23 protein-coding genes are annotated in these 24,068 nt (G+C 62.8%); 13 read left to right on the forward strand and 10 right to left on the reverse strand.

Annotated features, from left to right (window positions below; translation table 11 throughout):
- Positions 1-144: 144 nt before the first annotated feature.
- The 4 genes from GOQ09_RS04785 to GOQ09_RS04800 all read left to right on the forward strand — a co-directional run bounded on the left by GOQ09_RS04785 (position 145) and on the right by GOQ09_RS04800 (position 3,596).
- A complete protein-coding gene (locus tag GOQ09_RS04785; RefSeq protein WP_157612113.1) occupies positions 145-747 on the forward strand; it encodes a GNAT family N-acetyltransferase in 603 nt (200 codons plus the stop codon).
- Between the two features lie 401 nt (positions 748-1,148).
- On the forward strand, positions 1,149-1,715 hold the full coding sequence (locus GOQ09_RS04790; protein WP_157612114.1) for an RDD family protein: 567 nt from the start codon (positions 1,149-1,151) through the stop codon (positions 1,713-1,715).
- Between the two features lie 193 nt (positions 1,716-1,908).
- A complete protein-coding gene (locus GOQ09_RS04795) occupies positions 1,909-2,382 on the forward strand; it encodes a GNAT family N-acetyltransferase (protein WP_157612115.1) in 474 nt (157 codons plus the stop codon).
- 617 nt (positions 2,383-2,999) lie between these two features.
- A complete protein-coding gene (locus GOQ09_RS04800; protein WP_157612116.1) occupies positions 3,000-3,596 on the forward strand; it encodes a hypothetical protein in 597 nt (198 codons plus the stop codon).
- 384 nt (positions 3,597-3,980) lie between these two features.
- Here the strand turns inward: GOQ09_RS04800 and GOQ09_RS04805 are convergent, their stop codons facing one another.
- The 6 genes from GOQ09_RS04805 to GOQ09_RS04830 all read right to left on the reverse strand — a co-directional run bounded on the left by GOQ09_RS04805 (position 3,981) and on the right by GOQ09_RS04830 (position 10,062).
- The gene (locus GOQ09_RS04805) at positions 3,981-6,266 is read right to left on the reverse strand and encodes a hypothetical protein (RefSeq protein WP_157612117.1); all 2,286 of its coding nucleotides are present in this window, start codon (positions 6,264-6,266) and stop codon (positions 3,981-3,983) included.
- Between the two features lie 338 nt (positions 6,267-6,604).
- The gene (locus tag GOQ09_RS04810) at positions 6,605-6,922 is read right to left on the reverse strand and encodes a hypothetical protein (RefSeq protein WP_157612118.1); all 318 of its coding nucleotides are present in this window, start codon (positions 6,920-6,922) and stop codon (positions 6,605-6,607) included.
- Between the two features lie 1,132 nt (positions 6,923-8,054).
- The gene (locus GOQ09_RS04815; protein WP_157612119.1) at positions 8,055-8,624 is read right to left on the reverse strand and encodes an RDD family protein; all 570 of its coding nucleotides are present in this window, start codon (positions 8,622-8,624) and stop codon (positions 8,055-8,057) included.
- Between the two features lie 246 nt (positions 8,625-8,870).
- Positions 8,871-9,266, reverse strand: coding sequence for an NAD(+)--rifampin ADP-ribosyltransferase (gene arr, locus GOQ09_RS04820; protein WP_157612120.1), 396 nt, complete (start codon positions 9,264-9,266; stop codon positions 8,871-8,873).
- 164 nt (positions 9,267-9,430) lie between these two features.
- Positions 9,431-9,655, reverse strand: a complete 225-nt coding sequence (locus GOQ09_RS04825; RefSeq protein ID WP_242630996.1) for a hypothetical protein — start codon at positions 9,653-9,655, stop codon at positions 9,431-9,433.
- 149 nt (positions 9,656-9,804) lie between these two features.
- Positions 9,805-10,062, reverse strand: coding sequence for a hypothetical protein (locus GOQ09_RS04830; RefSeq protein WP_157612121.1), 258 nt, complete (start codon positions 10,060-10,062; stop codon positions 9,805-9,807).
- Between the two features lie 466 nt (positions 10,063-10,528).
- Here GOQ09_RS04830 and GOQ09_RS04835 point away from each other — a divergent pair, with 466 nt between their 5' ends.
- Both GOQ09_RS04835 and GOQ09_RS04840 read left to right on the forward strand, forming a co-directional pair.
- Positions 10,529-12,481 (forward strand): sensor histidine kinase, encoded by a 1,953-nt coding sequence (locus GOQ09_RS04835; RefSeq protein ID WP_157612123.1) that lies wholly within the window; start codon positions 10,529-10,531, stop codon positions 12,479-12,481.
- 45 nt (positions 12,482-12,526) lie between these two features.
- Positions 12,527-13,444: an AraC family transcriptional regulator gene (locus GOQ09_RS04840; protein ID WP_157612125.1), complete on the forward strand. Its 918-nt coding sequence runs from the start codon at positions 12,527-12,529 to the stop codon at positions 13,442-13,444.
- 33 nt (positions 13,445-13,477) lie between these two features.
- Here the strand turns inward: GOQ09_RS04840 and GOQ09_RS04845 are convergent, their stop codons facing one another.
- Positions 13,478-14,386 (reverse strand): LysR family transcriptional regulator, encoded by a 909-nt coding sequence (locus GOQ09_RS04845; RefSeq protein WP_157612128.1) that lies wholly within the window; start codon positions 14,384-14,386, stop codon positions 13,478-13,480.
- A gap of 166 nt (positions 14,387-14,552) precedes the next feature.
- Here GOQ09_RS04845 and GOQ09_RS04850 point away from each other — a divergent pair, with 166 nt between their 5' ends.
- The 7 genes from GOQ09_RS04850 to GOQ09_RS04880 all read left to right on the forward strand — a co-directional run bounded on the left by GOQ09_RS04850 (position 14,553) and on the right by GOQ09_RS04880 (position 21,122).
- A complete protein-coding gene (locus GOQ09_RS04850) occupies positions 14,553-15,272 on the forward strand; it encodes a pirin family protein (RefSeq protein ID WP_157612130.1) in 720 nt (239 codons plus the stop codon).
- A gap of 139 nt (positions 15,273-15,411) precedes the next feature.
- Positions 15,412-16,065, forward strand: a complete 654-nt coding sequence (locus tag GOQ09_RS04855) for a hydrolase (RefSeq protein WP_157612132.1) — start codon at positions 15,412-15,414, stop codon at positions 16,063-16,065.
- A gap of 16 nt (positions 16,066-16,081) precedes the next feature.
- Entirely contained in the window at positions 16,082-16,360 is a 279-nt protein-coding gene (locus tag GOQ09_RS04860) for a DUF1427 family protein (RefSeq protein ID WP_157612134.1), read from the forward strand.
- A gap of 1 nt (position 16,361) precedes the next feature.
- On the forward strand, positions 16,362-18,251 hold the full coding sequence (locus GOQ09_RS04865) for an amidohydrolase (RefSeq protein ID WP_157612136.1): 1,890 nt from the start codon (positions 16,362-16,364) through the stop codon (positions 18,249-18,251).
- Positions 18,252-18,256: 5 nt separating this feature from the next.
- Entirely contained in the window at positions 18,257-18,652 is a 396-nt protein-coding gene (locus GOQ09_RS04870) for a DoxX family protein (RefSeq protein WP_157612138.1), read from the forward strand.
- A complete protein-coding gene (locus tag GOQ09_RS04875) occupies positions 18,645-20,240 on the forward strand; it encodes an MFS transporter (RefSeq protein ID WP_157612140.1) in 1,596 nt (531 codons plus the stop codon). Before GOQ09_RS04870 ends, GOQ09_RS04875 begins: the two co-directional genes overlap by 8 nt.
- Before the next feature lie 60 nt (positions 20,241-20,300).
- The gene (locus GOQ09_RS04880) at positions 20,301-21,122 is read left to right on the forward strand and encodes an alpha/beta fold hydrolase (protein ID WP_157612142.1); all 822 of its coding nucleotides are present in this window, start codon (positions 20,301-20,303) and stop codon (positions 21,120-21,122) included.
- 15 nt (positions 21,123-21,137) lie between these two features.
- On the opposite strand, the gene GOQ09_RS26280 is transcribed toward GOQ09_RS04880, so the two are convergent.
- The 3 genes from GOQ09_RS26280 to GOQ09_RS04895 all read right to left on the reverse strand — a co-directional run bounded on the left by GOQ09_RS26280 (position 21,138) and on the right by GOQ09_RS04895 (position 24,050).
- Positions 21,138-22,127 (reverse strand): helix-turn-helix transcriptional regulator, encoded by a 990-nt coding sequence (locus GOQ09_RS26280; RefSeq protein ID WP_242630998.1) that lies wholly within the window; start codon positions 22,125-22,127, stop codon positions 21,138-21,140.
- 142 nt (positions 22,128-22,269) lie between these two features.
- Positions 22,270-23,535 (reverse strand): MFS transporter, encoded by a 1,266-nt coding sequence (locus GOQ09_RS04890; RefSeq protein WP_157612145.1) that lies wholly within the window; start codon positions 23,533-23,535, stop codon positions 22,270-22,272.
- Positions 23,532-24,050, reverse strand: coding sequence for a rhodanese-like domain-containing protein (locus GOQ09_RS04895; RefSeq protein ID WP_242631000.1), 519 nt, complete (start codon positions 24,048-24,050; stop codon positions 23,532-23,534). The genes GOQ09_RS04890 and GOQ09_RS04895 overlap by 4 nt, the downstream gene beginning before the upstream one ends.
- Positions 24,051-24,068 lie beyond the last annotated feature (18 nt).

Genomic DNA, 24,068 nt, shown 5'->3' on the forward strand with positions numbered 1-24,068 from the left:
TTCATTGTCTCTAGAAAGGGTGCTTGGGACCACGACGCTGTGACCCATATCCCTGCGGCAATCCAGCGCGAGGCCTACCATATGCACGACAACCCAAGTCTTCGGCAAGAGTGAAGCCTTCCGTTTTCACATGAGGAGCATGAAATGATCCAGCCCTCGATTGAGATCCGCAGTGCCACGTCTGACGAAGTTCCGCGCGCCGTCTCAGCGATCGTGGCTGCATTCCTCACAGACCCGCCTGCGCGGTTCGCCTGGCCTTCGCCGCACGACTATCTCTTGGCCATGCCAGTGGCCACTGGTGCGTTCGCAGGCAGCAGTTTTCAGCATGGCTCGGCCTATGTGTCGGTGGACTTCTGCGGCGCTGCACTCTGGCTGCCTCCCGGCGTGGAGCCGAACGGCCAGGCTCTCGAAAAGGTGTTCCGTGACACAGCAAAGCCTGAACACATGGACGATCTGCTGGCCACCTTCGAGAAGATGGAACAGTCGCATCCTCGAGAAGCGCATTGGTACTTGCCGCAGATTGGCGTCGAGCCAAACGCGCAGGGAAAAGGCATCGGTGCGGCGTTGATGCGTCACGCTCTCGCCCGCTGCGATCAGGAGCAATCGCTGGCATATCTCGAGGCTTCGAAGCCGCAGAACATTCCGTTCTACCAGCATCATGGTTTCGAGGTGATAGGCGAGATCCAGGTGGGCTCGGCACCGGCCGTCACGCCCATGCTTCGTAAGCCCCGCCGACCGGGAACCTGAGCCCGCGGAACTAGACCGGTTCTTTCGCTCCCTGGAGGCAAAGGCAGATGCAGCCAGAACCGCTCATCCAAACCAAGTCTTTCAGTTCAGGCGGCTAGTCGAGAACAGTGCCGCATGCGGAAACGCTGAACGGCCCGGTGACGGTGTCTCAGGCTTAATTGCCTCTTTTCTGCCCCCGTTCGAGTTACTTGAGGCGATGTCTCAGTCTTCATGAGGTCGTTTTCCAAGGACGCCTCCAGGCCTCACGCGGCCCTCAAGGGCGTCGACTACATTCGGGCAAAAGCGGCCTGTCGGCCTCGGCCCTCGAAAGCGCGTGCGCGCTGACCGAGTCTTAGATAACAATCGACTAAGTGCCGTCTTTTGGCGTCGGCATACAAAAATCCGAATTGACAGAGGGAAACATGGACGCCGCATATCTCAGGCAACACTACGACCGCCTTGAATCCGACGAGTTGATCCGTCTTCGCTCGACTGACCTGACGCCTGAGGCCAAGGTCGTGCTCGAAGCTGAATTGGCGTCGCGGGATGTTGCGCACTCTTTTTCTACAGTGCCTGCCAGCGCCTCTGCGCTGCGCCCGCTCGACCAGTCATTGCTGGCTCCGCTGTGGAGGCGATTTGTAGCTGCGACACTCGACTATGCTGGACTCTTCTTCGTGCTGTTCGGTGTGAACTTCCCAATATATCTGTACACCCCGAAGACCTTCTCTGATTTGGTTGCATACGCATCCATCGGGGTAGCCTTGACATACTTGTTTTTCAAGGATGGCCTGAACGGTCAAAGCTTCGGGAAGCGACTCCTCAAGATCAAGGTTTTGGAGAGGGCTACAGGTGACTCATGCAGCCTGCCTCGCTCTCTAGTCCGCAACGCGTTTAATGGACTGGGCTTCATTGATTGGCTATTTGCCCTCGGCCGTGAAAACAGACGCCTCGGCGACCATGCTGCAGGCACATACGTTGTGAACGCCTAAAACACCTATCGTCGGTGCGGAACAAATTCGATGTTCTAGATGGGCTGCTTTGGGAGCCGGACACGGCCGGTAGGGGCCCTTCGCGACGGTAGCGCGACCGGCTACAGTCGGCCAGAAGCAGAACTTCCCGAGCAACCCACTAATGCAGGTCCTTCGAACGGAACGACTGGTACTCAGGCCCTACCAGCCCACCTTGCGCGACTCATTCCTCGCGTGGATGGAGGAAGCCGCCATCGAGGCATTCCTGAGCCGCTCCTTCCCCGATCTGCCCAAGGGTGACCTTCTTTTTGACAGCTTCGTCCATCGTTGTTCGGCTACTCAGCCGGCAGCGCGCGCGTGGGCAGTAACCGAGGCCTCGGATGGCAGACTGGTCGCGCATATCGAGTGCAAGACAACGGCGAAGACCTCCGGCGACGAACTCGAACTAATCTATGTCGTGCGCCGCGAATTCGAAGGAAGAGGCGTAGCCACCGAAGCCGTAACAGCGATCACCGCTGAACTCGCCACGGCGCGCGTGGCGGTATTGGCGTTCATCAACCCGGCCAACGGAGCCTCTCGGCGCGTGCTCCAAAAGGCCGGCTTTGTCCAAACGGGCGATGCGGCAACGGGCCAGCAGGGGGAACGATGGATTCATGCTGTTCAGCGCGCGGTGGCCACCAAGCCGTGAATCCAGGCCACAAGGGAAAGGCAGAATGCGGCCAGGAGCGGACGGTCGGGCGGTCGTGGCGCAGAATTCACCTGTCACCAGACGTTCGCGCCGCGGATGAGATCCCGAAAACGTGAGCGACTTGGACGTCGCCGAACCGATTGCAGTTCACCGCAACAGGAGAAAACAGTGGATGTCGAGTTGGCTGCAATCGAAAGAGCACTAGTTGCTCATCCTCCATCCGGAGAAGAGAAGTACTTCGTCGACATCTTTGTGCTTGGAAATGTGACTGAGCTCAATGTGAAAAGGGTGCTAGAACTGATGAGTCAGACAAGGCGCTAAATCTTGCTTTCTGGTCTGTCATAAACAACGCTCCGATCTCCGAAAAAGGATGGCAGTCCATCCTCTGGATTGGGAGCGACATGAGTGACGAACAGCAGGAACGGAGCCGCCGTCGCCTACGAAACGCCGTAGAGATTGTTCGGGCGACCGTCGGCGACCAGCAGGTGAAGCGCGCAGTTCTGTTTCAAAGATCGCCGTGATTTCAAGCCAGACTCGGCCAAGCGTGGTTACTCGTCGCCGCGGCAAATTCGGCCAAAACCGGTCCGTGGCTCCGTCGCTCAACTTTCGACCCCTATATGTGGCCCTTCAAAAAACGCGTGGCGGCCTCGCCAGCACACGCCATCCTGCCTTCAGCAAAGGTTGTAGAGGCCACGGCCGATGGAGACAGCCCGGTTTACTGCCGAGTTGAATTCGAGTCGAATGGCGAGAAGTCCTTACAGCGACTGACGGAATTCTTTGACCTCGTGAAGGCTGCGAAGGATAGCGATGAGCTCGCCGATGAGCCGCAACTATTGGCCTTTCTGACCGATGGTGAACGCTCCTACTTTTCGAACCTGACCCCAGAAGAAGTGGCTGAGTGGAACGAATACTGGTTCTCCACTCCGCTTCCGAAGTGGCATTCCCCTGAGATGCTGATTCCACAGTGGGATTTTGCTTCTATGCTTGATGCACTCTGGAATGGGGACTACGACCTCATTGCAATCCAACCGCGAGCGACACGGCATGTGTTGGAGTTCAATCCCCATGGCTACCCATACGGCGGCACCGGCAGTCTTGTTGCGCTGGTTGAGTGTTTCGGCCATCAGGTCGTCGGCGTTGATGATGGGACTGGATATGAGAACTACGTGCCACGTACGAACGTCTGGAAGCCATCCGCCAGCCCTGGTGTCTGACCTCACATTGCGGCCCCAACGAATGACTGCTTTCGAGCAAGCCAGATGACGGCTTCGGGCCCGAAGCGGTCAGTCGCTTGAACGTCTTGAACGCCTCCTTTGCAGCGGTTCCCTTCGTCCGCAGTCCGGAACTGAATTCACGGTATGTAGCATTGAATAATCGCGGACGCGCTTGGCCGCCTCATGGTCATAACGACCAGTGTCGAGGGTCCTGCTACCGTGCCCGCCGCCTAACGACCAGCACCTGAGTTGAACCAGCTGGCCTCCGCGACTGCTGGGCGATTCAAGTATCCCGAGCCCCGTTTACCAATCCGTATGGGGTGTCGTCAGCGGCTTCTGAAAGTCCTCGCGCAGCACAACAGGGAACCCTCGGTGACAGGCTTGTCAAACCCTCGCCTGCTCCGACGAGACAGCCCTTGCGTCCAACGTCAATGTGTCAAACAAGTTAGTTGCAGCACGCCGTGCTAGGACGTCATACGGGTATTGCGGGTGCTTCATGTTCACACCGATGGCCGCGACACCGCGCGCATCCGCATTGGCAACGCTTTCGATTGCCTCACCAAGTATGGAATTTCTCTGCTCCTTGTCATCCACGACATAGGGATAGCCAACGACAACGTAGCGTCGTCGCTTAGGCCCTGACGCCCAGATTAACCAGTTGTGAGGTCGACTTGCCGTGCCCTCCTGGACCTGCCTTGCCAGTTTTTTGAACTCCACCTCGAACTTCGCCTGATCCTCCCTTGTCGTGTTGAGCAAAATGAAGCCGGTCTCAAGCCAGCCTTCGAACTTTGCCTCGTTCACCCGATTCAGGATCGCGTCCCACCAATGGGTCATCGCAAGACGGGGCTTCGGGACAGGATGCCCTTCGCGAGATCCGATGAAGTACGGGTCCAACTCTTTGGACTTCAACACCATGTTTAAAACGAGGTCTTGGCTGTACTCCGTGTCCCCGATGTTGAAGCCGTTTTCCAAGTAGAAGCCAAGCAAGTCAAGCTCATCTCCTTCGTAGTTCATATGCGCCTCGAACTCACGCCGGCGGGCCAAGTAGTGCACCTTCTCTACTTCGCGTGTAAGCAGCTCGAAGACCGACTCAAGATCAGTGATGCTGATTGACGGCGCCAGATCCTCCAACTTCTTGTCGACGATGCCGGCAGCGATCAGCTTTTTAAGGTTGCTCGCAATCAATCCCAGATGCGAAAGCGTCACACCGATCGGTATGTAGTGCTTGATCGCCCCGCTATTGATCTCGTTCACCACACCTCTCTTGGTCCTGAACTCGTGGATGCCGGGTTCGCTCTTCAGTCGGTCTATGAAACGAAGTGCTTGCTCTGAAGGCGACTCGATCAATTCCCTCAACGTCTCTGCCAGCCGCGACGGAGCTCCGCGCCTGGCCGGGTCGCTTACGGAAGCAGACTTGGCTTCAAAGACGATGGCGAACGAGTCAACGACCACGGTCAGATCGTTCTCGTAGGTTACTCCAGCGCTGTTTTGCCAGGTGCTGCCCGTGAACACCTGGCCGTTTGGAAAGCCTGCTCGGACGATTCGCTCGAGCTCATCCTCGAGGTAGAGCGCCTTTGACTTTGTGTACAGATCTCGCAGGCCTTTGTCTTCCCACACGAGATCTTCCAGGATGTCGAGCAACAGGTGGGGCAACACGCCCCAAACCGCAGAGAAGTAGACCCCATCTCCAAGACTGATAAATGGGCGATCAAGTACGGGATTTGAGAGCACAAAATGCTCTTTGTTCGCGTCGGCAAGGTCACCGAAGCGAAACGAGATCTTCTCCAACAGAGCTTGCAACGCTGCCTTTTCTGTCCCCTCGCCGACAAGTTCAAGCGCCCGGTCGAGCGAAAACGAGTAGACGCGTTCGAGCTTGAGATCAGCATGCATCAGCAGCATCGACAGCAGGTTCCGCCGCTTCTTACCAGCTGTCTTCCACATCCATGCCGCCTGCTCCTCAGTGATCGGCATGTTCTCAGGGAACGCGTCGTTGTATGCCACGATCATCGTGCGGTAATCACGCTTCGCCGCGCATTCCCGCATCTTTGTCATATGGGCGTTGAGCCGATCTTGCGCCTCTTCGGTGATCTGCAGCAGCATGCTGAAGAACCGGTGCGGTGCTACTCCATAGGCAGCCTGAAATGCAGGTTCTATTGAATGGGCAAGGTCAAGCAAGACCTTTGTCATCTGGTGCATATAGGCCCAGTTCCGAACCGCCGTGGTCTGGGCCATCATTTCGGTCCGAAGCTGGTAAGCGCTGATCTCTTTATCAGATGTCAGACGCTCCGGTATTTCTAGACTCCGAAGCGCCATGTGCTCGCCAACCTCCTGCATGTGGGCCTTAAGCACGAGGAGCTGCTCTCTCAGCGGCTGCATGGCATAGCTTCTAGGCTGACAAAGAGCGAATGCTTGGAGCAATTCTAAGTAGTGGTGATGGAACTCAAGCTCTCCAGTTGCCTCGCGATCAGTTCCCTCCGGGTACGCGATCAGGTAGAAGGCACACATCGAAAGCAGGTAGACGGGGTCGTACTCGGTGACCCATTTGGTGGTTTGCGGGTAGAGGGCAGCAAACTTTTCCCTCGCGTCCTTCCCGATCGTCCGAATGAGATCGAGTCGCTTCTCAAGAGGCACGTCATCTTTGAGCAACTGCGGCAGCTGGAACAGTTTCATCTTGGGGGCCTCCCAAGGAGCAAGACGTTCTCCTCGCTCCGCCTGCCGTTGCCTCTGATGCTGCAACTCTTTTTCCTTCCTCTTCTTGCGCCGTTGCTCCTTGGTCCTCCTAGTCATTTCGACCCCTCCATGTTGTGTGCAGCCGACCGCTGACTGAATAGCCCCGAGTTAACCGATGCGCTCGCGCCGTATCCAGCCGTACCATGAACTGGGATGACATAGCCAGAAGAATAATTTTGGGACCCCGCTTTTCTACACGCCCGAAGGACCGCTCTTGGCCGAACGGCGCCAGATGGCCGGAAAGGTCAGCGTTGTGACCGCGTCCTCGAACTGTTGCTCTATCGGTCAATAGTGACTGAACTCTCAACCCGTTCGATCAGCGGCAAGAGCGACCTTTGGTCGTCGACTGCAACATGGAATGTGAACCGCAATTCCTGCTCGTCTGTCGGAACCAAATACTGGCGCACCACCATATTCCGCCCTTCCTTTGTGGTGTGTATTGCCTCGAAAAAGAGCGCCGGCCGTCCCCCCAGCGTTGTTTTTTGAAGCGGTCGTACCTCAAGCAACTGCTGGCCGCCGGAAGCAACCATGTCCCGCGATGCTTTCTCGGCCATCGACGTGAAAAGGCGAAGGTCTGACTCGTTCGCATCGACCACGGTTCGCGTTTTGACAGTAGGCGGAGACTTGCTCGAGATGAGCAGGCGTGGTCCGTAAGTTGCCTTAGACGCTTCGACCTCCAGTAGCGAGGCGGTGCTCAGTTCCCTACGGGCAATGAGGCCTACGTATCCGCCGCTGGCCGTTCGTCGGGCCATGTACGCACCTCGCAGTTTTGGGTCGGCTGGCAACCAAGCGTCCGGCACATCGACGTGCACCCCACGGTCAAGGTCTACCCGCACGAACTCGGTCGTGCGCTGTTGAGGGACGGTCCCGCCGGCAACATCTGTGGGCGAACTAACCGAGGCTGAGACCGCAGGTGATACTTGTCGAATGAGGGGACCGTAGCAACCCGTTGCGGCATCCGTTCCGCATACCTGCGTTCGGTTCTTTGAAGTGTCTAAGACTATGAAACGGACGTCCTGACGGCCTGTGTCGTTCTGAGAAGACCCGGCACAGTCCATGCCAAGGTTGTCCTTCTCGATGCTGCGTGCAACCTTTGCGGAAGCAGGCCGCCCCGCAATCTCCTGAACTGAGTACCGGCCGTCAAGACGCTCGTTTCTGCTCGCGCTGGAAAAGGTTCCGTCAGCGCGAAACTCATACTGCTCGGCGCATCCCTTGGAAACAATCGACCACCGGCCGACCATGGTGGATTCGCTGGCGCTGTCGCGTCCACTTGTGGCGCACCCCGCGGCTAAGGCAGCCACACAAAGCGCGATGCACAGCCCAAACGAAGGCTCTCCTATTCGAGCGTTCCGTTGCCCCAATCCTGCCGCCATCTACCCCTCCGTAAGGATTTTTTACAATGTGGAATACTACCAGCGGGCCCGGCGGTACAGGGGGAGTGAGTGCTGTGCGACGAATTGGAGGTCGGCGGCGAAAGACGGGATTTGGCCGTACCCAGTCTTACGGCTTCGACATGAAGCACTCGGACTGCTCATGACTCCAACTGCCCCCGCGATCCAAGCAGCTATCGATTGACAGCTCGCGGCCCAGCCACAGGCCAGCAGTGATGAAGGCTGCTGTCAGCAGCAAGGCGATTCCAATGCGTGATCGTGTGCTCATGATGAAAGGCCCGCCGCCGTCAGACGTCTTTGCCGACGAGCGCAGATACGCGATCCGTGTCAGCGTTCTTCATCTTCCGCTACTCGGTCCAACCAGTGAAGAAAAATGCTTGCGAGGCTTGGGTCCGAATTCGGCATCATCCTGACTGAACATTGGACCAGCCGGCGCGCGGTGAGGTTGTAGCGGCGGCGAATTCACCACTGTTGTACTGCACACCATGTCCGTCACGGTCTGACGCAGTGGGTGAAAAGACAGAAGGACCGTGTCGATGACAAGGGGAAGAAAGAGAAACATAGGCTGGCGAGTGAAGCCAGCTGCTAGCCCTCCTGTCAGAAGCCAGAGCAGTCTTATGCTGGGTCTTGCTATGCGCTGCAGGGCGGAGAGTTCCGGGCCAGATTTCAGCGAGATCACGGTGATGGAAGTGATCACTCGGCCAATTGCGTAGTTTCTGTTGGAGAGTCCGGCCCAGTGATATGCGACAAAGAGCAAGAGTGCCACCATCATCGTGATAGTGGCTGCGTATGAACGACCTTCTATGGCCACGGTCAAAACAAGTACCACCGCAAGCAGTATCAAGAAGTCGACGGCAAACGCAATCACACGACGCTCCATTGAGGCTAGATGTGTCCGAACGGTCATTGGAACGTGTTGCTCTTGGTGAGGGGAAATCGATGCCGTACGAGATTGATCTTGATGCTGCTCGTCTACTCGTGAATGACTGGTTTCGGGTGGATTCTGAGCGATCCTCGAACGACTGGTTCTGGCCGAATTCTGCCGCACGGCCGCACGGCCGCACGGCCGCACGGCCGCACAGCCGCAACGCCAAAGCGGCAACATCCCCGTCCATTTCCGATCGCTACCTCACGCGGCGCCGGCAGGCGGAATTCAGTTAATGATCTCTCCTATGCCTGTGCGTACGCGCTCCCTGAGTTGCCGGATGTACTCCGCGTCAAAGGGTTCCCAGGTCTCGAGTTCGCCGACGATACGAAGCGGCTCCCGGCTGCGATACGAGCGTGTGGGATTGCCCGGAAACTTCTTGTCGGTGACGTTGGGGTCGTCCTCGAAGGCGCCCGTGGGCTCGACGATGTAGACGCGGCAACGCCCGTCGCCCTTCGCCATTTCGGCGGCCAGCCCGGCGCCCTTTGGCCAAGCGGTGAAGTAGATGTGGTTCATGACGACGTCGCCGTCATAGTTTGAGCGGAACCCTGCGGTGAGCAGGTCGCCCACCTGGAGGTCCGCCCGCGTGCCGTGGAAGTAAGGGCCGGTGTCCGAGACAGCCATCGCAGGTCGCTCCTCTGCAGAAACGAAAAGCCGCGGAGTTTACTCGGGTGGATGTTCTTCACCGGCAGCCGAAGCAAGCTCGCAACGCTGCTCAGCGCGCCAACGATTTCTTCATGGAGACCAGGTAGAAGCCCGGTGCATAGTCGTCGATGCGCGCGTACTCCTCATAGCCATGCTTTCGGTAAAACGCGGGCGCTTGCCCAGTAGAGAAACACGAAGCCTCGCAGGCCGCCGAGCAATCGGCCGTTCTCATCTCTGGCGCTGAGCCGGATGTACTGCTGCTCCGGATACTCGCCGACGACGCCATAGTTGTAGTGGCGCAGCTTGCGGCCGAGTTCGCCGGAGCGGAGTTCCTCGAGCGAGGCGGCGGTGATGGCGATGTTTTCCATTCGGGAGAAGGGCAACGGAGGCGGGCCGCGAAGATCGGCTTTTTGGCCGACTGTAGCCGGTCGCGCCGCTGGCGCGGAAGGGCCCCAAGCAGACGTACAACGGCGCTCACCTGGTGTGCGCGTGCCACTCGTCAACGCAACGCCCCACATCACTCGCGCTCCCCCGCCTCTGCGCCAGGCTCCGTCTTGACCAATCCGCGGATGTTGAGCACGGCAAGGCAGGCCTGCAGCGCGATGAGCGCCATAGCCGAGGTGTGAATGCCCCAGACGGTCCAGAGTACGTTGCTCAGAAGGAATACCCAGAAACCAAGGTTGCGGCGGCGTTTGTCGAGCGAGGCGACCAGCCACGCTGCAGCGACCGAGGCCACGAATGCCGGCCATTGCACCAGATCAAGCGCTTCGCTCATGGCAAACAGGGTGGCGTCGGCTGCTTTGCCGATTCGTCAGGCGATATAGAACTCCGATGTAGGCGGCGCGCGCGGCAACTGTGCAGCCTCGCTGACGGACGGGCCGCAGGCTCCACTCACGCGCCGAGGATTCCCCCGCGGCGATCGGCGGCATATTTAAGCTGCGGTCGCCGAATGCCGGGTCGTGCTGTCTGTGCGGAATACGGCAATTGGCATTGCGCAGGCCGACCAGCGCGGGCTCTCTCGAAGTTCACCCAGCTTGCGCATACCTGCCCGCCTTCCCGGAGGTAGTTTGGCCCGGGCGGATGGGCAGCAAGCGCGGTGCCGCAATCGCCGCATAGACTCGGCCGATGCGCTGCGTTTTCATTCCCGGTGTCCCATCGGCTGCACTTCGAGGGATGCATGCCGGCGGCTGGCCGGCAGCTGAAAGCGTTCCATGACGGCCTGCTGCGGGGAGCGCCGGTGGATGGCCCATTGGTTCGCGGTGCTGTGGCTGGCCCTGCCGGTGGCAGCCCCGCTGTGTGCGGGCGCAGCGCAGCCGCCCTTTGCGAATGCAGCAGTGCCAGAGTCCGATGGCGCTGTCCACATCACGCGGGCCGAGCTGCTGTCCATCACGGGTACGGGCTATTCAGCCCCGCCGCGACGCATTGAGGACGCCGGGCTGCCGGTCGACGGATGGCAGGAAGTCAGCCTGCCGCACACGGCCGAGCGCGAACTGGTTCCCACGCCGTCAGGCGGTGTGAACACCATCACTGATTGGTATCGCATAAACCTGGCCGGCTTGGCGCCCTCGGCGGAACAGCCGCGCCTTCTCTACCTACCGCGTTGGAAGACCTTGGGCCGCATCGCGGTGTACGGCGACGGCGTGTTGCTCTACCAATCGCAAGGCAGTGCCGTGCACAACGGCTACAACCAGCCTCTGCTTGTGCCGCTGAACGCGGCGGCGAGCACGCCTTCTCCAAGTTCGGTGCTGATTCGGGTCGATCGTCTGCGAAGCAGCGGCAGCGGCTTTTCGACGGTATGGGTGGGTGACCGAGCTTCGCTGGGTTGGCGCTACCAGGTTCGCCAGTTGCTGCAAGTGCAGTTGCCGTTCATGGGCAGCGCCGCGTTCCTGGCGGTCGGCGCGTTCGCGTTCGCGGTGTGGCTGGGCAGGAGGCGCGAATTGCTCTACCTGCTGTTCTTTGCCATCTCGGCGCTCGCCTACTTGCGCACGCTCCATTATTTTGTGAGCGGCGATTACCTGCCTATTTCGGACGAATGGTTTGAATGGGTCACCGTTGTCTCGCTGCTCTGGCTGATCATCCTCATTCACCTGTTCTTGCAGCGCTTGCATCAGCAGCGATCGGCCTGGCTCACCCGCTTGTCGGTCGCCCTGGCGCTGGCCTGCAGTGTCGTGACGCTGCCGCACGCATCCAAGGCGATGCCAAGTCTCTACCTGCTCACGCCCCTGCTCAACCTGGCAGTGCTGCCCGTTGCGGTGCTGATCTTTGCAGTGAACCTGCACAAGGCACTGCGCGCCAAGATGCCCGAAGGGCGACTGGTGGCGTGCTGGGCGGTGGCGGCCGTCGCATTCACTTCGTATGACGGGCTGCTGCAAAACAACCTGGTCAGCCCGGAGAGCGTGTACACCTCACCCTACGCCATCATCAGCCTGTTCTTCATCTTCTCGTACATCATCTTCCAGCGGTACACGGGCGCGTTCGCCGAAGTGGGCCGGCTGAACAAGGGCCTGGCGCAGCGACTGCAGGCGCGCGAGACCGAGCTCGAGCAAAGCTACCAGCGGCTGCGCGCGATCGAGAACGAGCAAATGCTGGGTGCCGAGCGCCGGCGCCTGATGCAGGACATGCACGATGGACTGGGGTCGTCACTGATCAGTGCCATCCGTTCGGTCGAGCAAGGCGCCATGACCGGCACCGAGATCTCCGGCGTGCTCAAGGGCTGTATGGACGATCTGAAGCTGGCCATCGATTCGATGGAAAGCGTGGATGCCGATCTGCTGCTGTTACTGGCAACCTTGCGCTTTCGCCTGGCACCGCGCATCGAGAGCGCCGGGCTTGCGTTGCGCTGGGAAGTGCAGTCGGTGCCTGCGTTGCCCTGGCTGAACCCCGGCAGTGCACTGCACATCCTGCGCATCATGCAGGAGTGCGTGGCCAATGTGCTGCGTCACACCCGGGCCACGACCATCCGCTTCAGCACCGCGATGGACGGGCGCGGCGTTTGCGTGGTGATCGAAGACAACGGCGAAGGCTTTGCCGTGGAGGAGGTCTTGCTTCGAAGAGGCCGGGGACTGCGCAACCAGCAGCAGCGCGCAACGGCCATCGGCGGCACCGTCAACTGGGTATCCGGCAGCGCCGGAACCCGCTTCACGCTCTGGTTGCCGCTTGAACAGGTCGCCGGCACCGAATCCGTTCCCCAGTGATGCGGCCGACTTCGGCAGCTTTTTCAAAACCGGTATCGTTCTCAAATGCTGAACACCCTTGGCCCCGACTGCCACTTCGGACAACGACTCGCATCGCAGTACGGCATCGACGCGGTTCAGTCCTTCGTGAGCAGGTCGCGCCGCGGCTGCGAATTGGGCGTTGCGCGCATGCGCTATGAGCTGCCGCACCTGTTCGTGCTGGCGCCCCTGCCCACCGAAGAAGCGTTCCTGCTCAGCGTGGAGATCAATCCGGGCGGCAGCCGGCGCGTCATCCGGGACGGTAAAAGCCGGCAACTGGGCCTGCAGCAGGAGGGCGCTTTTCACATTGCCGATCTTTCACAGCGCGCCTCGGCCTATGTGAGCAGCCCGTTCCATTCGATGTTCTTCCACCTGCCGCGCGCAACCATCGACGCGTTCACCGAAGAAATGGAGATGCCGCGTGTCGACCGGCTGGGCTGCGCCGCGGGCACGCTCGATCCGGTGGTCGCCAATCTGGGCCGGGCCATGCTGCCGGTGCTGTTGCATCCGCAGGATGCGAGCCGGCTGTTCGTGGAACACCTGGCGTTGGCGCTGAAGGCACATGTGGTGCATGCCTACGGCGGCGTGGCCGGGCCGGCGCCGGCGCAGGCCCGAGGCCTCGCACTGTGGCAGGAGCGCCGCGCCAAGGCGTTTCTCATGGAGCACCTTGCCGACGACGTATCGCTGGGCGATGCGGCGCGCGAATGCGCGCTGTCGCGCAGCCACTTCAGCAAGGCGTTCAAGCAGACGACGGGGCAGACGCCGCATGCATGGCTTGTAGCGCAGCGCGTGCAAGCGGCGCGCCGCCTGCTGGGGCAGCCGCATCTGCCGATTGCGGAGATTGCCACGGCCTGCGGCTTTTCCGACCAGAGCCATCTGACGCGGGTGTTTACCGCGCACACAGGCACGTCTCCCGCGCGCTGGCGGCGCATTAACGCGGGTTGATTCGCGGGTTGATTCGCGCACCGCGCGGATGGTTCAGAGCGACCTCGGCAGCAGCGCCGGAACCAGCTGCCGGTTCAGCTGCTTCACCCACCACTGGAGCGCCTTTCCCTTGGCGCCGGTCTTCCACGCGAGCCAGAACGCCTCGGGCGCGCGCGGCTCTTCGGTCTGCAGCTCGATGAGCGTGCCGCGCTTCAGTTCGCCCTCGATGCAGGCCCGGGGCAAAAACCCGTGCCCGAGGCCCGCGGCCTGGCAGGCGATCTTCGCGGCCATGGTAGGTACGGCCACGCGGTGCTGGCCGGCCAGAAGCCCCACGGTACGGTCGGAGAGGATGCGCGCACTGTCGCTCACCACGATGGCGTTGTGTTCGAGCAGGTCGCCGCGATGCAGCGGCCGCTCCAGCCGGGTCAGCGGATGCGTGGGCGCGACGCAGAAGGCGAACTCGAGGCTGCCTACCATCACCGCCTGGTAGCCCCCGCCGGCCGGCCCTTCGCCTGCGGCGATGACGATGTCGGCGCGTCCCTCGCGCAGTGCCTCCCAGCTGCCGGTGAGCGCCTCGCACCCAATGCGCAGCCGCGTGCCGCAGCGCAACGCCTCGAACGCGCGAATGTCGTCGATCAATGCCTGTGTAGGAACCAGCGAGTCGTGCACCAGCCGCAGTTCCGACTCGAACCCGGTGGCGATCTGCCGCATGCGCGATTCGAGATCGCCGGCGGCGCCGAGCAGCCAGCGGCCTTCCTTCAGCATTTCTTCGCCGGCCGCGGTGAGCGTCACGCGCGGCCCGTTGCGCACGAACAGCAGCATGCCCAGCTGCTCCTCGAGCTTGCCCACGGCGTACGAGATGGTCGAGGGCACCTTGCTCAGGCGCGTGCCCGCGGCGGCGAACGAGCCGTGGCGTGCGATGGCGTCCACCAGTTCGATGGCTTCGAGACTGAGCTTGAGCACGGCAAGTCCTTCAAGAATTGAATCATCGAAAAATTCGATGATTGACGGCTAAAAGTTTCGTCAACAGGCCTTGGTGAAAGAAAGATGATTCAGCCATGCCTCAGAGATTCTTCTCCGAAGCGATTGTGAATCACATCGAACCAAACAACCACCAAGGACCTCAATCATGTTGGAAATTCGCAGCGCCAATGACCGCGGACTTGCAGACTTCGGCTGGCTCAAGTCCCGCCACACCTTTTCTTTTGGCCACTACCACGACCCGGAGCAAGAGGGCTTCTCCGATCTGCTGGTGATCAATGACGACCGCGTGCATCCCGGCCGCGGCTTCGGCACCCACCCGCACCGCGACATGGAAATCTTCTCGTACGTGCTCGACGGCGCGCTCGAGCACAAGGACTCCATGGGCACCGGTTCCATCATCCGCCCCGGCGATGTTCAGATGATGAGCGCCGGTACCGGCGTGCGCCACAGCGAGTTCAATTCGTCCGCCACCGATCCGCTGCATTTCCTGCAGATCTGGATCGTGCCGAACGCCAAGGGCGTTGCACCGCGCTATCAGCAGGTGCACTTTGCGCCCGAAGAAAAGCGCGGCCGCCTCCGGCTGATCGTCTCGCCCGAGGGCACCGACGGTTCGCTGGCCGTGCACCAGGACGCCCGCGTCTACTCCGGCCTGTTCGACGGCGATGAAGCCACCTCGCTCACGCTCGGCCCCAATCGCCACGCCTATGTGCATGTGGCGCGCGGCAGCGTCGAAGTCAACGGCCAGCGGCTGGGCGAGGGCGACGGTGCGCGGGTGCGCGGCGAACAGCGGCTCGACCTGGCGCGCGGCCAGGGCGCCGAGGTGCTGGTGTTCGACCTGCGCCCGAAAGAGTTGCCTTCCTTCTGACATCGCACAGGCGCCCGTGGCCGGCGCGGACGGCAAATGTCCAAACGGCCTCACTAATCGACAAGACACGCATCGGCGCCGAAACGACGATGCATGACAACGCAAGACCCAATTTTTTCACCAACTCACGGAGAGTTCCATGTCCATCAAAGCCACCCCCACCGCCGGTTCCAAGCTGCTGACTCCCGCCGACCACACGCTGGTCATGATCGACTTCCAGTCGCAGATGGCATTTGCCACGCACTCGATCGACGCGGTCAACCTGCGCAACAACGCCGCACTCGTGGCCAATGCGGCGGCCGGTTTCGGCGTGCCGACTATCCTCACCACCGTGGCCGAGAAGAGCTTCTCGGGCCCCATGTTCAGCGAGATAACCGATGCCTTCCCGGGCCAGAAAATGCTCGACCGCACCTCGATGAACACCTGGGAAGACGCCGCGGTGATCGACCGCGTGAACGAGATCGGCAAGAAGCGCATCGTGCTGTCCGGCCTCTGGACGGGCGTGTGCATCGTCGGCCCGGCACTGTCGGCCATCGACCAGGGCTTCGAGGTGTTCGTGATTGCCGATGCGTGCGGCGATGTGTCCACCGAGGCGCACAACCGCGCCATGGACCGCATGGTGCAGGCCGGCGCGCAGCCGATGACCTCGCTGCAATACCTGCTCGAGCTGCAGCGCGACTGGGCCCGCACCGACACCTACGAACTCACCACCGGCATCGCGAAGAAGTTCGGCGGTGCCTACGGCTTGGGCGTAACCTACGCCAAGACCATGTTCGGCGCCCACGAAGGCTGATGGCCGGGTGAACGGAATGAAGCCCTACGTCCTGTCGCTCGCGCTCGGCCTGCTGGTCGGTGTGATTTACGCACTGTTCCAGGTGCGCTCGCCGGCCCCGCCGGTCATCGCCCTCGTGGGGCTGCTCGGCATCTTGCTCGGCGAGCAGATCCCGCCGCTCATCAAGAGCGTGATCAAGCCCGATGCCGTGGCCACCTCGTGGCTGAGGCACCAGGTCAAGCCGCATGTGTTCGGCGAACTGCCGCAATGCGCCAAGGCCGAGACCGGCACCTTGGCCGGAAAGAAGGACACCTGACATGGCCGGCACCACCGCCCCTCAACTGATCCTGCACAACGGCCGCTTCACCACGCTGGACCGCGCCAACCCCGTGGCCGACGCCGTGGCCATTGCGGACGGCCGCTTCACCCGCGTGGGCCGCGCGCAAGACATCCTGCCGCTGGCGGACGGCAGCACCAAGGTCATCGACCTGCAGGGCAGGCGCGTGCTGCCGGGCCTCATCGACAACCACCTGCACATCATTCGCGGCGGGCTCAACTTCAACCTCGAACTGCGCTGGGACGGCGTGCGCAGCCTCGCCGACGCCATGGCGATGCTGAAGCGCCAGGTCGCGATCACGCCCGCGCCGCAATGGGTGCGCGTGGTGGGCGGTTTCACCGAACACCAGTTCGTTGAAAAGCGCTTGCCGACCATCGAAGAGCTCAACGCCGTGGCGCCCGACACGCCGGTGTTCCTCTTGCACCTGTACGACCGCGCGTTGCTCAACGGCGCGGCGCTGCGTGCGGTGGGCTACACCAGGGACACGCCCGCACCGCCCGGCGGAGAAATCGTGCGCGATGCGGCCGGCAACCCGACCGGGCTGCTGCTGGCCAAGCCCAACGCGAGCATCCTCTACGCCACGCTGGCCAAGGGCCCCAAGCTGCCCTTCGAATACCAGCTCAATTCCACGCGCCACTTCATGCGTGAACTCAACCGCCTGGGCGTGACCGGCGCCATCGACGCAGGCGGCGGGTTCCAGAACTTCCCTGAGGACTACCAGGTGATCCAGCAACTGGCCGATGCCGGCCAGCTCACCATCCGCCTGGCCTACAACCTGTTCACGCAAAAGCCCAAGCAGGAGAAGCAGGACTTCCTCAACTGGACCGCCAGCTCCAAGTACAAGCAGGGCGACGACTACTTTCGTCACAACGGCGCGGGCGAGATGCTCGTGTTCTCGGCGGCCGACTTCGAAGACTTTCGCCAGCCGCGGCCCGACATGGCGCCCGAGATGGAGGGCGAGCTCGAAGAAGTGGTGCGCGTGCTGGTGCAGAACAAGTGGCCGTGGCGCATGCACGCCACCTACGACGAAACCATCGACCGTGCGCTCGACGTGTTCGAGAAGGTCGACCGCGACACGCCGCTCGCGGGCCTGAACTGGTTCTTCGACCACTGCGAGACCATTTCCGAAAAATCGATCGACCGCATCGCCGCGCTCGGCGGCGGCATTGCGGTACAGCACCGCATGGCCTACCAGGGCGAGTATTTCGTCGAGCGCTACGGCGCCGGTGCGGCCGAAGCCACGCCGCCGGTCAAGCGCATGCTCGAAAAAGGCGTCAAGGTGTCCGCGGGCACCGACGCCACGCGCGTTGCCTCTTACAACCCGTGGGTATCACTCTCGTGGCTGGTCACGGGCAAGACCGTGGGCGGCATGCAGCTCTACCCGCAGCGCAATTGCCTGGACCGCGAGGCCGCGCTTCGCATGTGGACCGAGAACGTGACCTGGTTCTCGAACGAGGTCGGCAAGAAGGGCCGCATCGAAGCCGGCATGCTGGCCGACTTGGTGGTGCCCGACCGCGACTTCTTCGCTTGCCCCGAGTCCGAGATTGCCGACACCACCGCGCTCATGACCATGGTCGGCGGCAAGGTGGTGTATGCCGCGGGGCCGTTCCAGCCGCACGACGAAGGCGCGCCGCCGCCTGCCATGCCCGACTGGTCGCCGGTGCGCAGCTTCGGCGGCTATGGCGGCTGGGGCGATGCCGAGGGCGCGCCGCTGCAAAAGGCAATGCGCCACGCGGCCATGGCCTGCGCGTGTGCCAACAACTGCAGCGTGCACGGCCACCAGCACGCAACGGCCTGGAGCAGCAAGCTGCCGATTGCCGACCTGAAGAGCTTCTGGGGCGCGCTGGGCTGCGCCTGCTGGGCGGTGTGATGGCCATGCGCTGGACCACTTCACCCGCGGTGCGCTGGGTCGCCTTGCTGATGCTCTGCGCGGCCTACCTGCAGGGCGGCATCAACAAGGCCATGGACTTCGACGCGGCCATTGCCGAGATGAACCACTTCGGCCTGTCACCCGCCGCGCCGCTGGCGGTGGCCGTCATCGTTCTCGAGCTGGGCGCCTCGGCGCTCATTCTCACGGGCTTCCTGCGCTGGCTCGGCGCGCTGGCGCTGGGCGGCTTCACGCTGATGGCGACCTTCGTCGCGCTGCGCTTCTGGGAGATGCCGCAGCCCGAGCGCTTCATGGCCGCCAATTCATTCTTCGAGCACCTGGGCCTGGTCGGCGGTTTTGTGCTCGTGGCCTGGCTCGACCTGAAAGAGCGCACCCATGACTGATTCCCCCAAGGTCGCTGCCGCTTCGCCCTCCGGCGCCTTTGCGCCGCTGCGCCAGCCGGTCTTTGCCGTGCTGTGGGCGGCCACCGTGCTCGGCAACATCGGCAGCTTCATGCGCGACGTGGCGAGCTCGTGGCTGGTGACCGACCTCTCGGCCAACCCGACCGCGGTGGCGCTGATCCAGACCGCGGCCACGCTGCCGATCTTTCTGCTGGCGATTCCGGCGGGCGTGCTCTCCGACATCCTCGACCGGCGGCGCTTTCTCATCTTTGTGCAGCTGGTGCTCGCAGCCGTGAGCGGTACCCTGCTGGTGCTCTCCCATACCGGCGAGCTCACCGTCGAATACCTGATTGCGCTGACCTTCGTCGGTGGCATTGGCGCGGCGCTCATGGGCCCGACCTGGCAATCGATCGTGCCCGAGCTGGTGCCCCGCAGCGACCTGAAGAGCGCGGTTGCGTTGAATTCGCTCGGCATCAACATCGCGCGCTCCATCGGCCCGGCGGCGGGCGGGCTCATTCTCGCGAGCTTCGGCGCAGCCGTGACCTACGGCCTGGACGTGCTGAGCTATGTGTTCGTCATCGCGGCGCTGATCTGGTGGAAGCGCCCCGCAGCCGTCGACACCGGGCTGTCCGAAAACTTCTTCGGCGCCTTCCGCGCCGGCATCCGGTACACCCGAGCGAGCAAAGAGCTGCACGTGGTGCTGCTGCGCGCGGCGGTGTTCTTTCTGTTCGCAAGCTCTGTGTGGGCGCTGCTGCCGCTCGTGGCGCGCCAGATGCTCGGCGGCACGGCGGGCTTTTACGGCGTGCTGCTTGGCGCCGTGGGCGCGGGCGCCATTGGCGGTGCGCTGTTGATGCCGCGACTGCGCAAGCGGCTCGATGCGGACGGCATGCTGCTGCTGGCTTCGCTGCTCAGCGCGGCCGTAATGGGCGGCCTGGTCTTTGCGCCGCCGCAGTGGCTCGCGGTAGCACTGCTCTTGCTGCTGGGACTGGGCTGGATCATTGCGCTCACCACGCTGAACGGCGTAGCGCAGTCCATCTTGCCGAACTGGGTGCGCGGCCGCGGGCTGGCCGTGTACCTCACGGTGTTCAACGGCGCGATGGCGGCCGGCAGCCTGGGCTGGGGCCTCGTCGCACAGCAGATCGGCGTGCCTTACACGCTGGTGGCGGGCGCCGTGGGCCTGGTGGTGGCCGGCCTCATATTCCACCGGGTGCGCCTGCCCGCCGGCGAAGCAGACCTGCAGGCGTCGAACCACTGGCCCGAGCCGCTGCTGGCCGAGCCCGTGGCGCACGACCGCGGGCCGGTGATGGTGCAGGTCGAGTACCGCATCCGCAAGGAAGACCGGCCTGCGTTCATGGAGGCGATGAGGCGCTTGTCGCTCGAACGCCGCCGAGATGGCGCCTACGCGTGGGGCGTGACCGAGCACACCGCCGATGCGGAGCGCGTGATGGAGTGGTTCCTCGTCGAGTCCTGGGCCGAGCACCTGCGCCAGCACCAGCGCGTGTCGCATGCCGACGCCGACCTGCAGAACGAAGCCGTGCGCTTTCACATGGGGCCCGGAAAGCCCGAGGTGCACCACTTTCTTTCCCTCTGAATTTTCAAGGTTCGTCTTCTTTTTCCTTCCTCCTTTCCCTTCACTACCACTGAAAAAACCATGACCACACTGACATTGCGCGACGGCACCGAGCTCTACTACAAGGACTGGGGCACGGGCCAGCCCATTCTCTTCAGCCATGGCTGGCCGCTCAGCGCCGACATGTGGGACGCCCAGATGCTTTTCTTCGCGGAACGCGGCTACCGCGTCATTGCGTTCGACCGCCGCGGGTTCGGGCGCTCGAGCCAGCCGTGGACCGGCTATGACTACGACACCTTTGCCGACGACATCGCCGAGCTGATCGAAAAGCTCGACCTGAAGGACGTGATCCTGGCCGGCTTCTCGATGGGCGGCGGCGACGTGACCCGCTACATTGCGCGCAAGGGCAGCGCGCGCGTGGCCAAGCTTGCGCTCATCAGCGCCGTGACGCCGCTGTTCATGAAGACCGACGACCATCCCGTGGGGCCCGACGCGTCGCTGTTCGCGGGCATTCGCGCCGGCCTGGCCGCCGACCGTCCGCAGTTCCTCGACGACTTCAGCACGCTCTTCTACGGCACCAACCGTCCTGGCGCCACCGTGTCGCAAGGCGTGTTCAAGCAAACGCTGCAAATCGCGCTGCAGGCATCGATCAAGGCCACGATCGACTGCGTGACCGCCTTTTCGGAAACCGACTTCCGCCCCGACATGGCCAGGATCGACGTGCCCACGCTCGTGATCCATGGCGACGACGACCAGGTGGTGCCGATCGATGCCACCGGCAGGCTTGCAGCCAAGATGATCAAGGGCAGCCAGTTCAAGGTGTACGCAGGCGCGCCGCACGCCACCTGCACCACGCACAAGGATCAGGTGAACGCCGACCTGCTCGCGTTCATCCAGGGCTGATCGCTGCACGGATCATCAAAAGCCTGGCCGCGGCGGCGCTGTGTCTGCAATCCGCATCCTGCGCCGCCAGATGCCTGGGGGAACGCCGGAGTGCTGCGAGAAAACACGGGAAAAGTGGCTTTGATCGGCAAACCCGCACGCCGCGGCAATGTCTGCCAGCGAGGTGCCGGGCTTCATGAGGAGCGCGCGCGCGTGCTCCAGCCGCTGCGCAATCAGCCATTGATGAGGCGTGCAGCCGGTGGTCTCGCGGAAGGCATGAATGAAATAGCTGCGCGAAAGGCCGCACGCATCGGCGATCTCGGTGATTGAAATGCTGCCGTCGAACTTGCTGCGCAGCATTTCCTTGGCACGTGCCTCGTGCGATCGCGACAAGATCCGGTTGGTACGGGGTGCAGACGTTGCCGCGCCGCCGTAGGTTTCGACGAGATAGCTCGTCATGGCAACACTCAGCTGCTCGAGGAACAACATGCTCGCGCAGGCGGGGTTCTTGAGCGCTGGGGTCAGCGCTTCGGCAAGATTGAGCAGCACCTCGTCCCGTACGCCGGCCACATGGGCAAGGCTGCCGATGCGCTTGCCCGGCTTTTCCTCGATGGCCCGCTCGAGGCTGGCCTGGGATATTTCGAGCAGCACAAAATCGAAAGGGCGCTGTATGTCGGCACGGTAGCGTTCGGAAAAACCGCGGATGTAGATCGATCCCCTGTCGAAGTCGTGGCACGAGGCATGCCTCCCGGCCACGATGCGCCGGCTGTGGCCATCGCGCATCGAGATACCAAGCAGCACGCCGCGAGCGCTGGGCTCCGTCTCTACATGGTGAAGGTGGGGCAGGGCCATCGTCTTGCGATGGATTCCGACTCCGTTCGCGCAAAGTCCCTGATCCCGTTGAAGATGGCCGGACATGCACCCCAGCGTGTCTTTGGGCGCGAGCGCGACACGCAGCGGCGCCGCTTGCCGAGCCGGCGGGAACTTGATTCTGCTTTGCGCCAGACGGTCGCTTTCAACGTGCATGGGAGGGTGGAACAGGGAAAGAGAGTTGGCGAGAGCCTGTTTGCCGCTTCGCACCGGTTGCAGCCGGAGGTTAGCGCGCTTTCTTGAAGATTTTGCTGCAAGCCGGGCCAGTCGATCTCGACAAAGGTGCCAAGTGCAATGGCTACTCTCCGTCCAACCGGTCCCGCCGCATGGCACGCCACAGCGCGAGGTCGTAGCCGATCTTCAGCAGCCCGCAGGCGATGAGCGGCAGCGAGATCCATCCGGCTGCAAACAGCGCACCGCTGATCGTCGGGCTGATGGCCGCGGCAAGGCTGCGGGGCACGGCCGTGAAACTCGCCGCGGCGCTGCGCTCCGCCGGCGTGACCACCGCCATCACATACGCCGTCCGCGTGGGCACGTCCATCGACGACAGCGCACTGCGAACCATCAAAAGGCCGAGCGCGATCGGCAAGCTGGGCGCCAGCGCCGCAAGTACCAGGCAGACGTTCGCCGGCAAGTGCGTGAAGACCATGGTGTTGAGCAGGCCGATGCGCCGGGCGACCACCGGGGCGGCAAGCTGCGACGCGGCACCGAGCAGGCCGGTCCAGAAGAAGAACACGCCAGCCTGGGTCAGCGAGAGGCCGAACCGCTCGAGCAGCCACAGCGACATCAATGCGTTGATGGCCAGTCCACCCGCAAACGAATCGACGCTGAAGAGCGCCGCGAGCCGCATCACCACGCGTCGCGATGGTCCGAGCGGCGCCGGTGCTGCAGGGGCGTTGTCCGCGTTGTCGCTGGTGCCGGTGTGGGCGGGCAGATTGCGGTAAAGCCAGAACACAACGAGCCCGATGGCCGCGTAGACCACGAACATTCCGCGCAGTGCGTCGAGCCGAGCGACCTCGCTGTGCCGAACCAGCCAGTCGGGCACGGCCGCGGCCAGTGCACCCAATGCCGCACACAGCGCACCCAGGAGGCTGTAGCGCGCGAACAGCGCCGTGCGCGCATGCCCCTGCGCCGCCGCGGCCAGGCGTGCATGCTCCAGCGGAAGGAACACGCTGACGTCGCCCGAGCTGGGGTTGAGCGTGCCTACCAGCGCGACGATCAGCAACGGCCAGAACGACGTCAAGCCCGCAAAACCCAGGCCCGTGGCTGCCATCAGCAAGGCGGCGGTGCGAAGCAGCCGGCCGCCCGCGAAGCGATACCCCCAAGCGCCGACCGCAAGGGTGGCGAGCGCCGAGCCCAGCATCGTTGCCGTGGCGACGATGCCGACCTCCAGCGTACCCAGCCCGATCGACAGCAGGTAGGCCGGCAGCAGCACGGCCATGTAGCCGTCGCCGAACGCGCGCAGCCCGCGTGCGGCAAGCAAAGGCACGGCGCCCGGATCGACACCGGCCGGCAGCAGGCTCGCGAGACCGCTGCGCGGCCCAGGCGAAGGCGCGCCGCTCATCTGCTTGGCCTGGGGAGCTTGGCCTCGACTGGCCGGCCCGCGGCCTGCCAGCCGTCGAAGCCGCCGCGCAAATACCGCGCATCGAGGCCCATGGCGCGCAGGCGCAGTGCGGTGCTTCGCCCGACCTCATGGCCGTAGACGCAATAGACCACGACGCCGCGGCCCGCCGGCAACTCGGACGCCCACTGCTCCACGGCCGACGGATCGCGCCACGTGGCGCCCGGGATCATTGCGGTCGCCTGCTCGAACACACCGGCCCGGTGAACGTCGAGCAGTACCCAGCCCGAACCTCCGTCATGGGCCTTGCCCATGGCCGCGAACTCTTCGCGCCATCGTTCGGCACTGCCGAAGCTGGCCGCGAGGGCCAGCGTCATGGCCGGCTCCATCGGTTCGCTGTTGCCGCCGAGCGAAGCAAAGTACAGCTCGCGCAGCAGCACCGGGTCGAAGGGGGAAAGCTGGAGGGGAAAGGGCGCAGAAAGCGCGGGAGATGATGCGTCAGGCAAAGTGGTGTCCACGGAGTGCTCCGTTGTGAG

It is taken from the genome of Variovorax paradoxus (assembly GCF_009755665.1).
Lineage (GTDB): Bacteria > Pseudomonadota > Gammaproteobacteria > Burkholderiales > Burkholderiaceae_C > Variovorax > Variovorax paradoxus_G.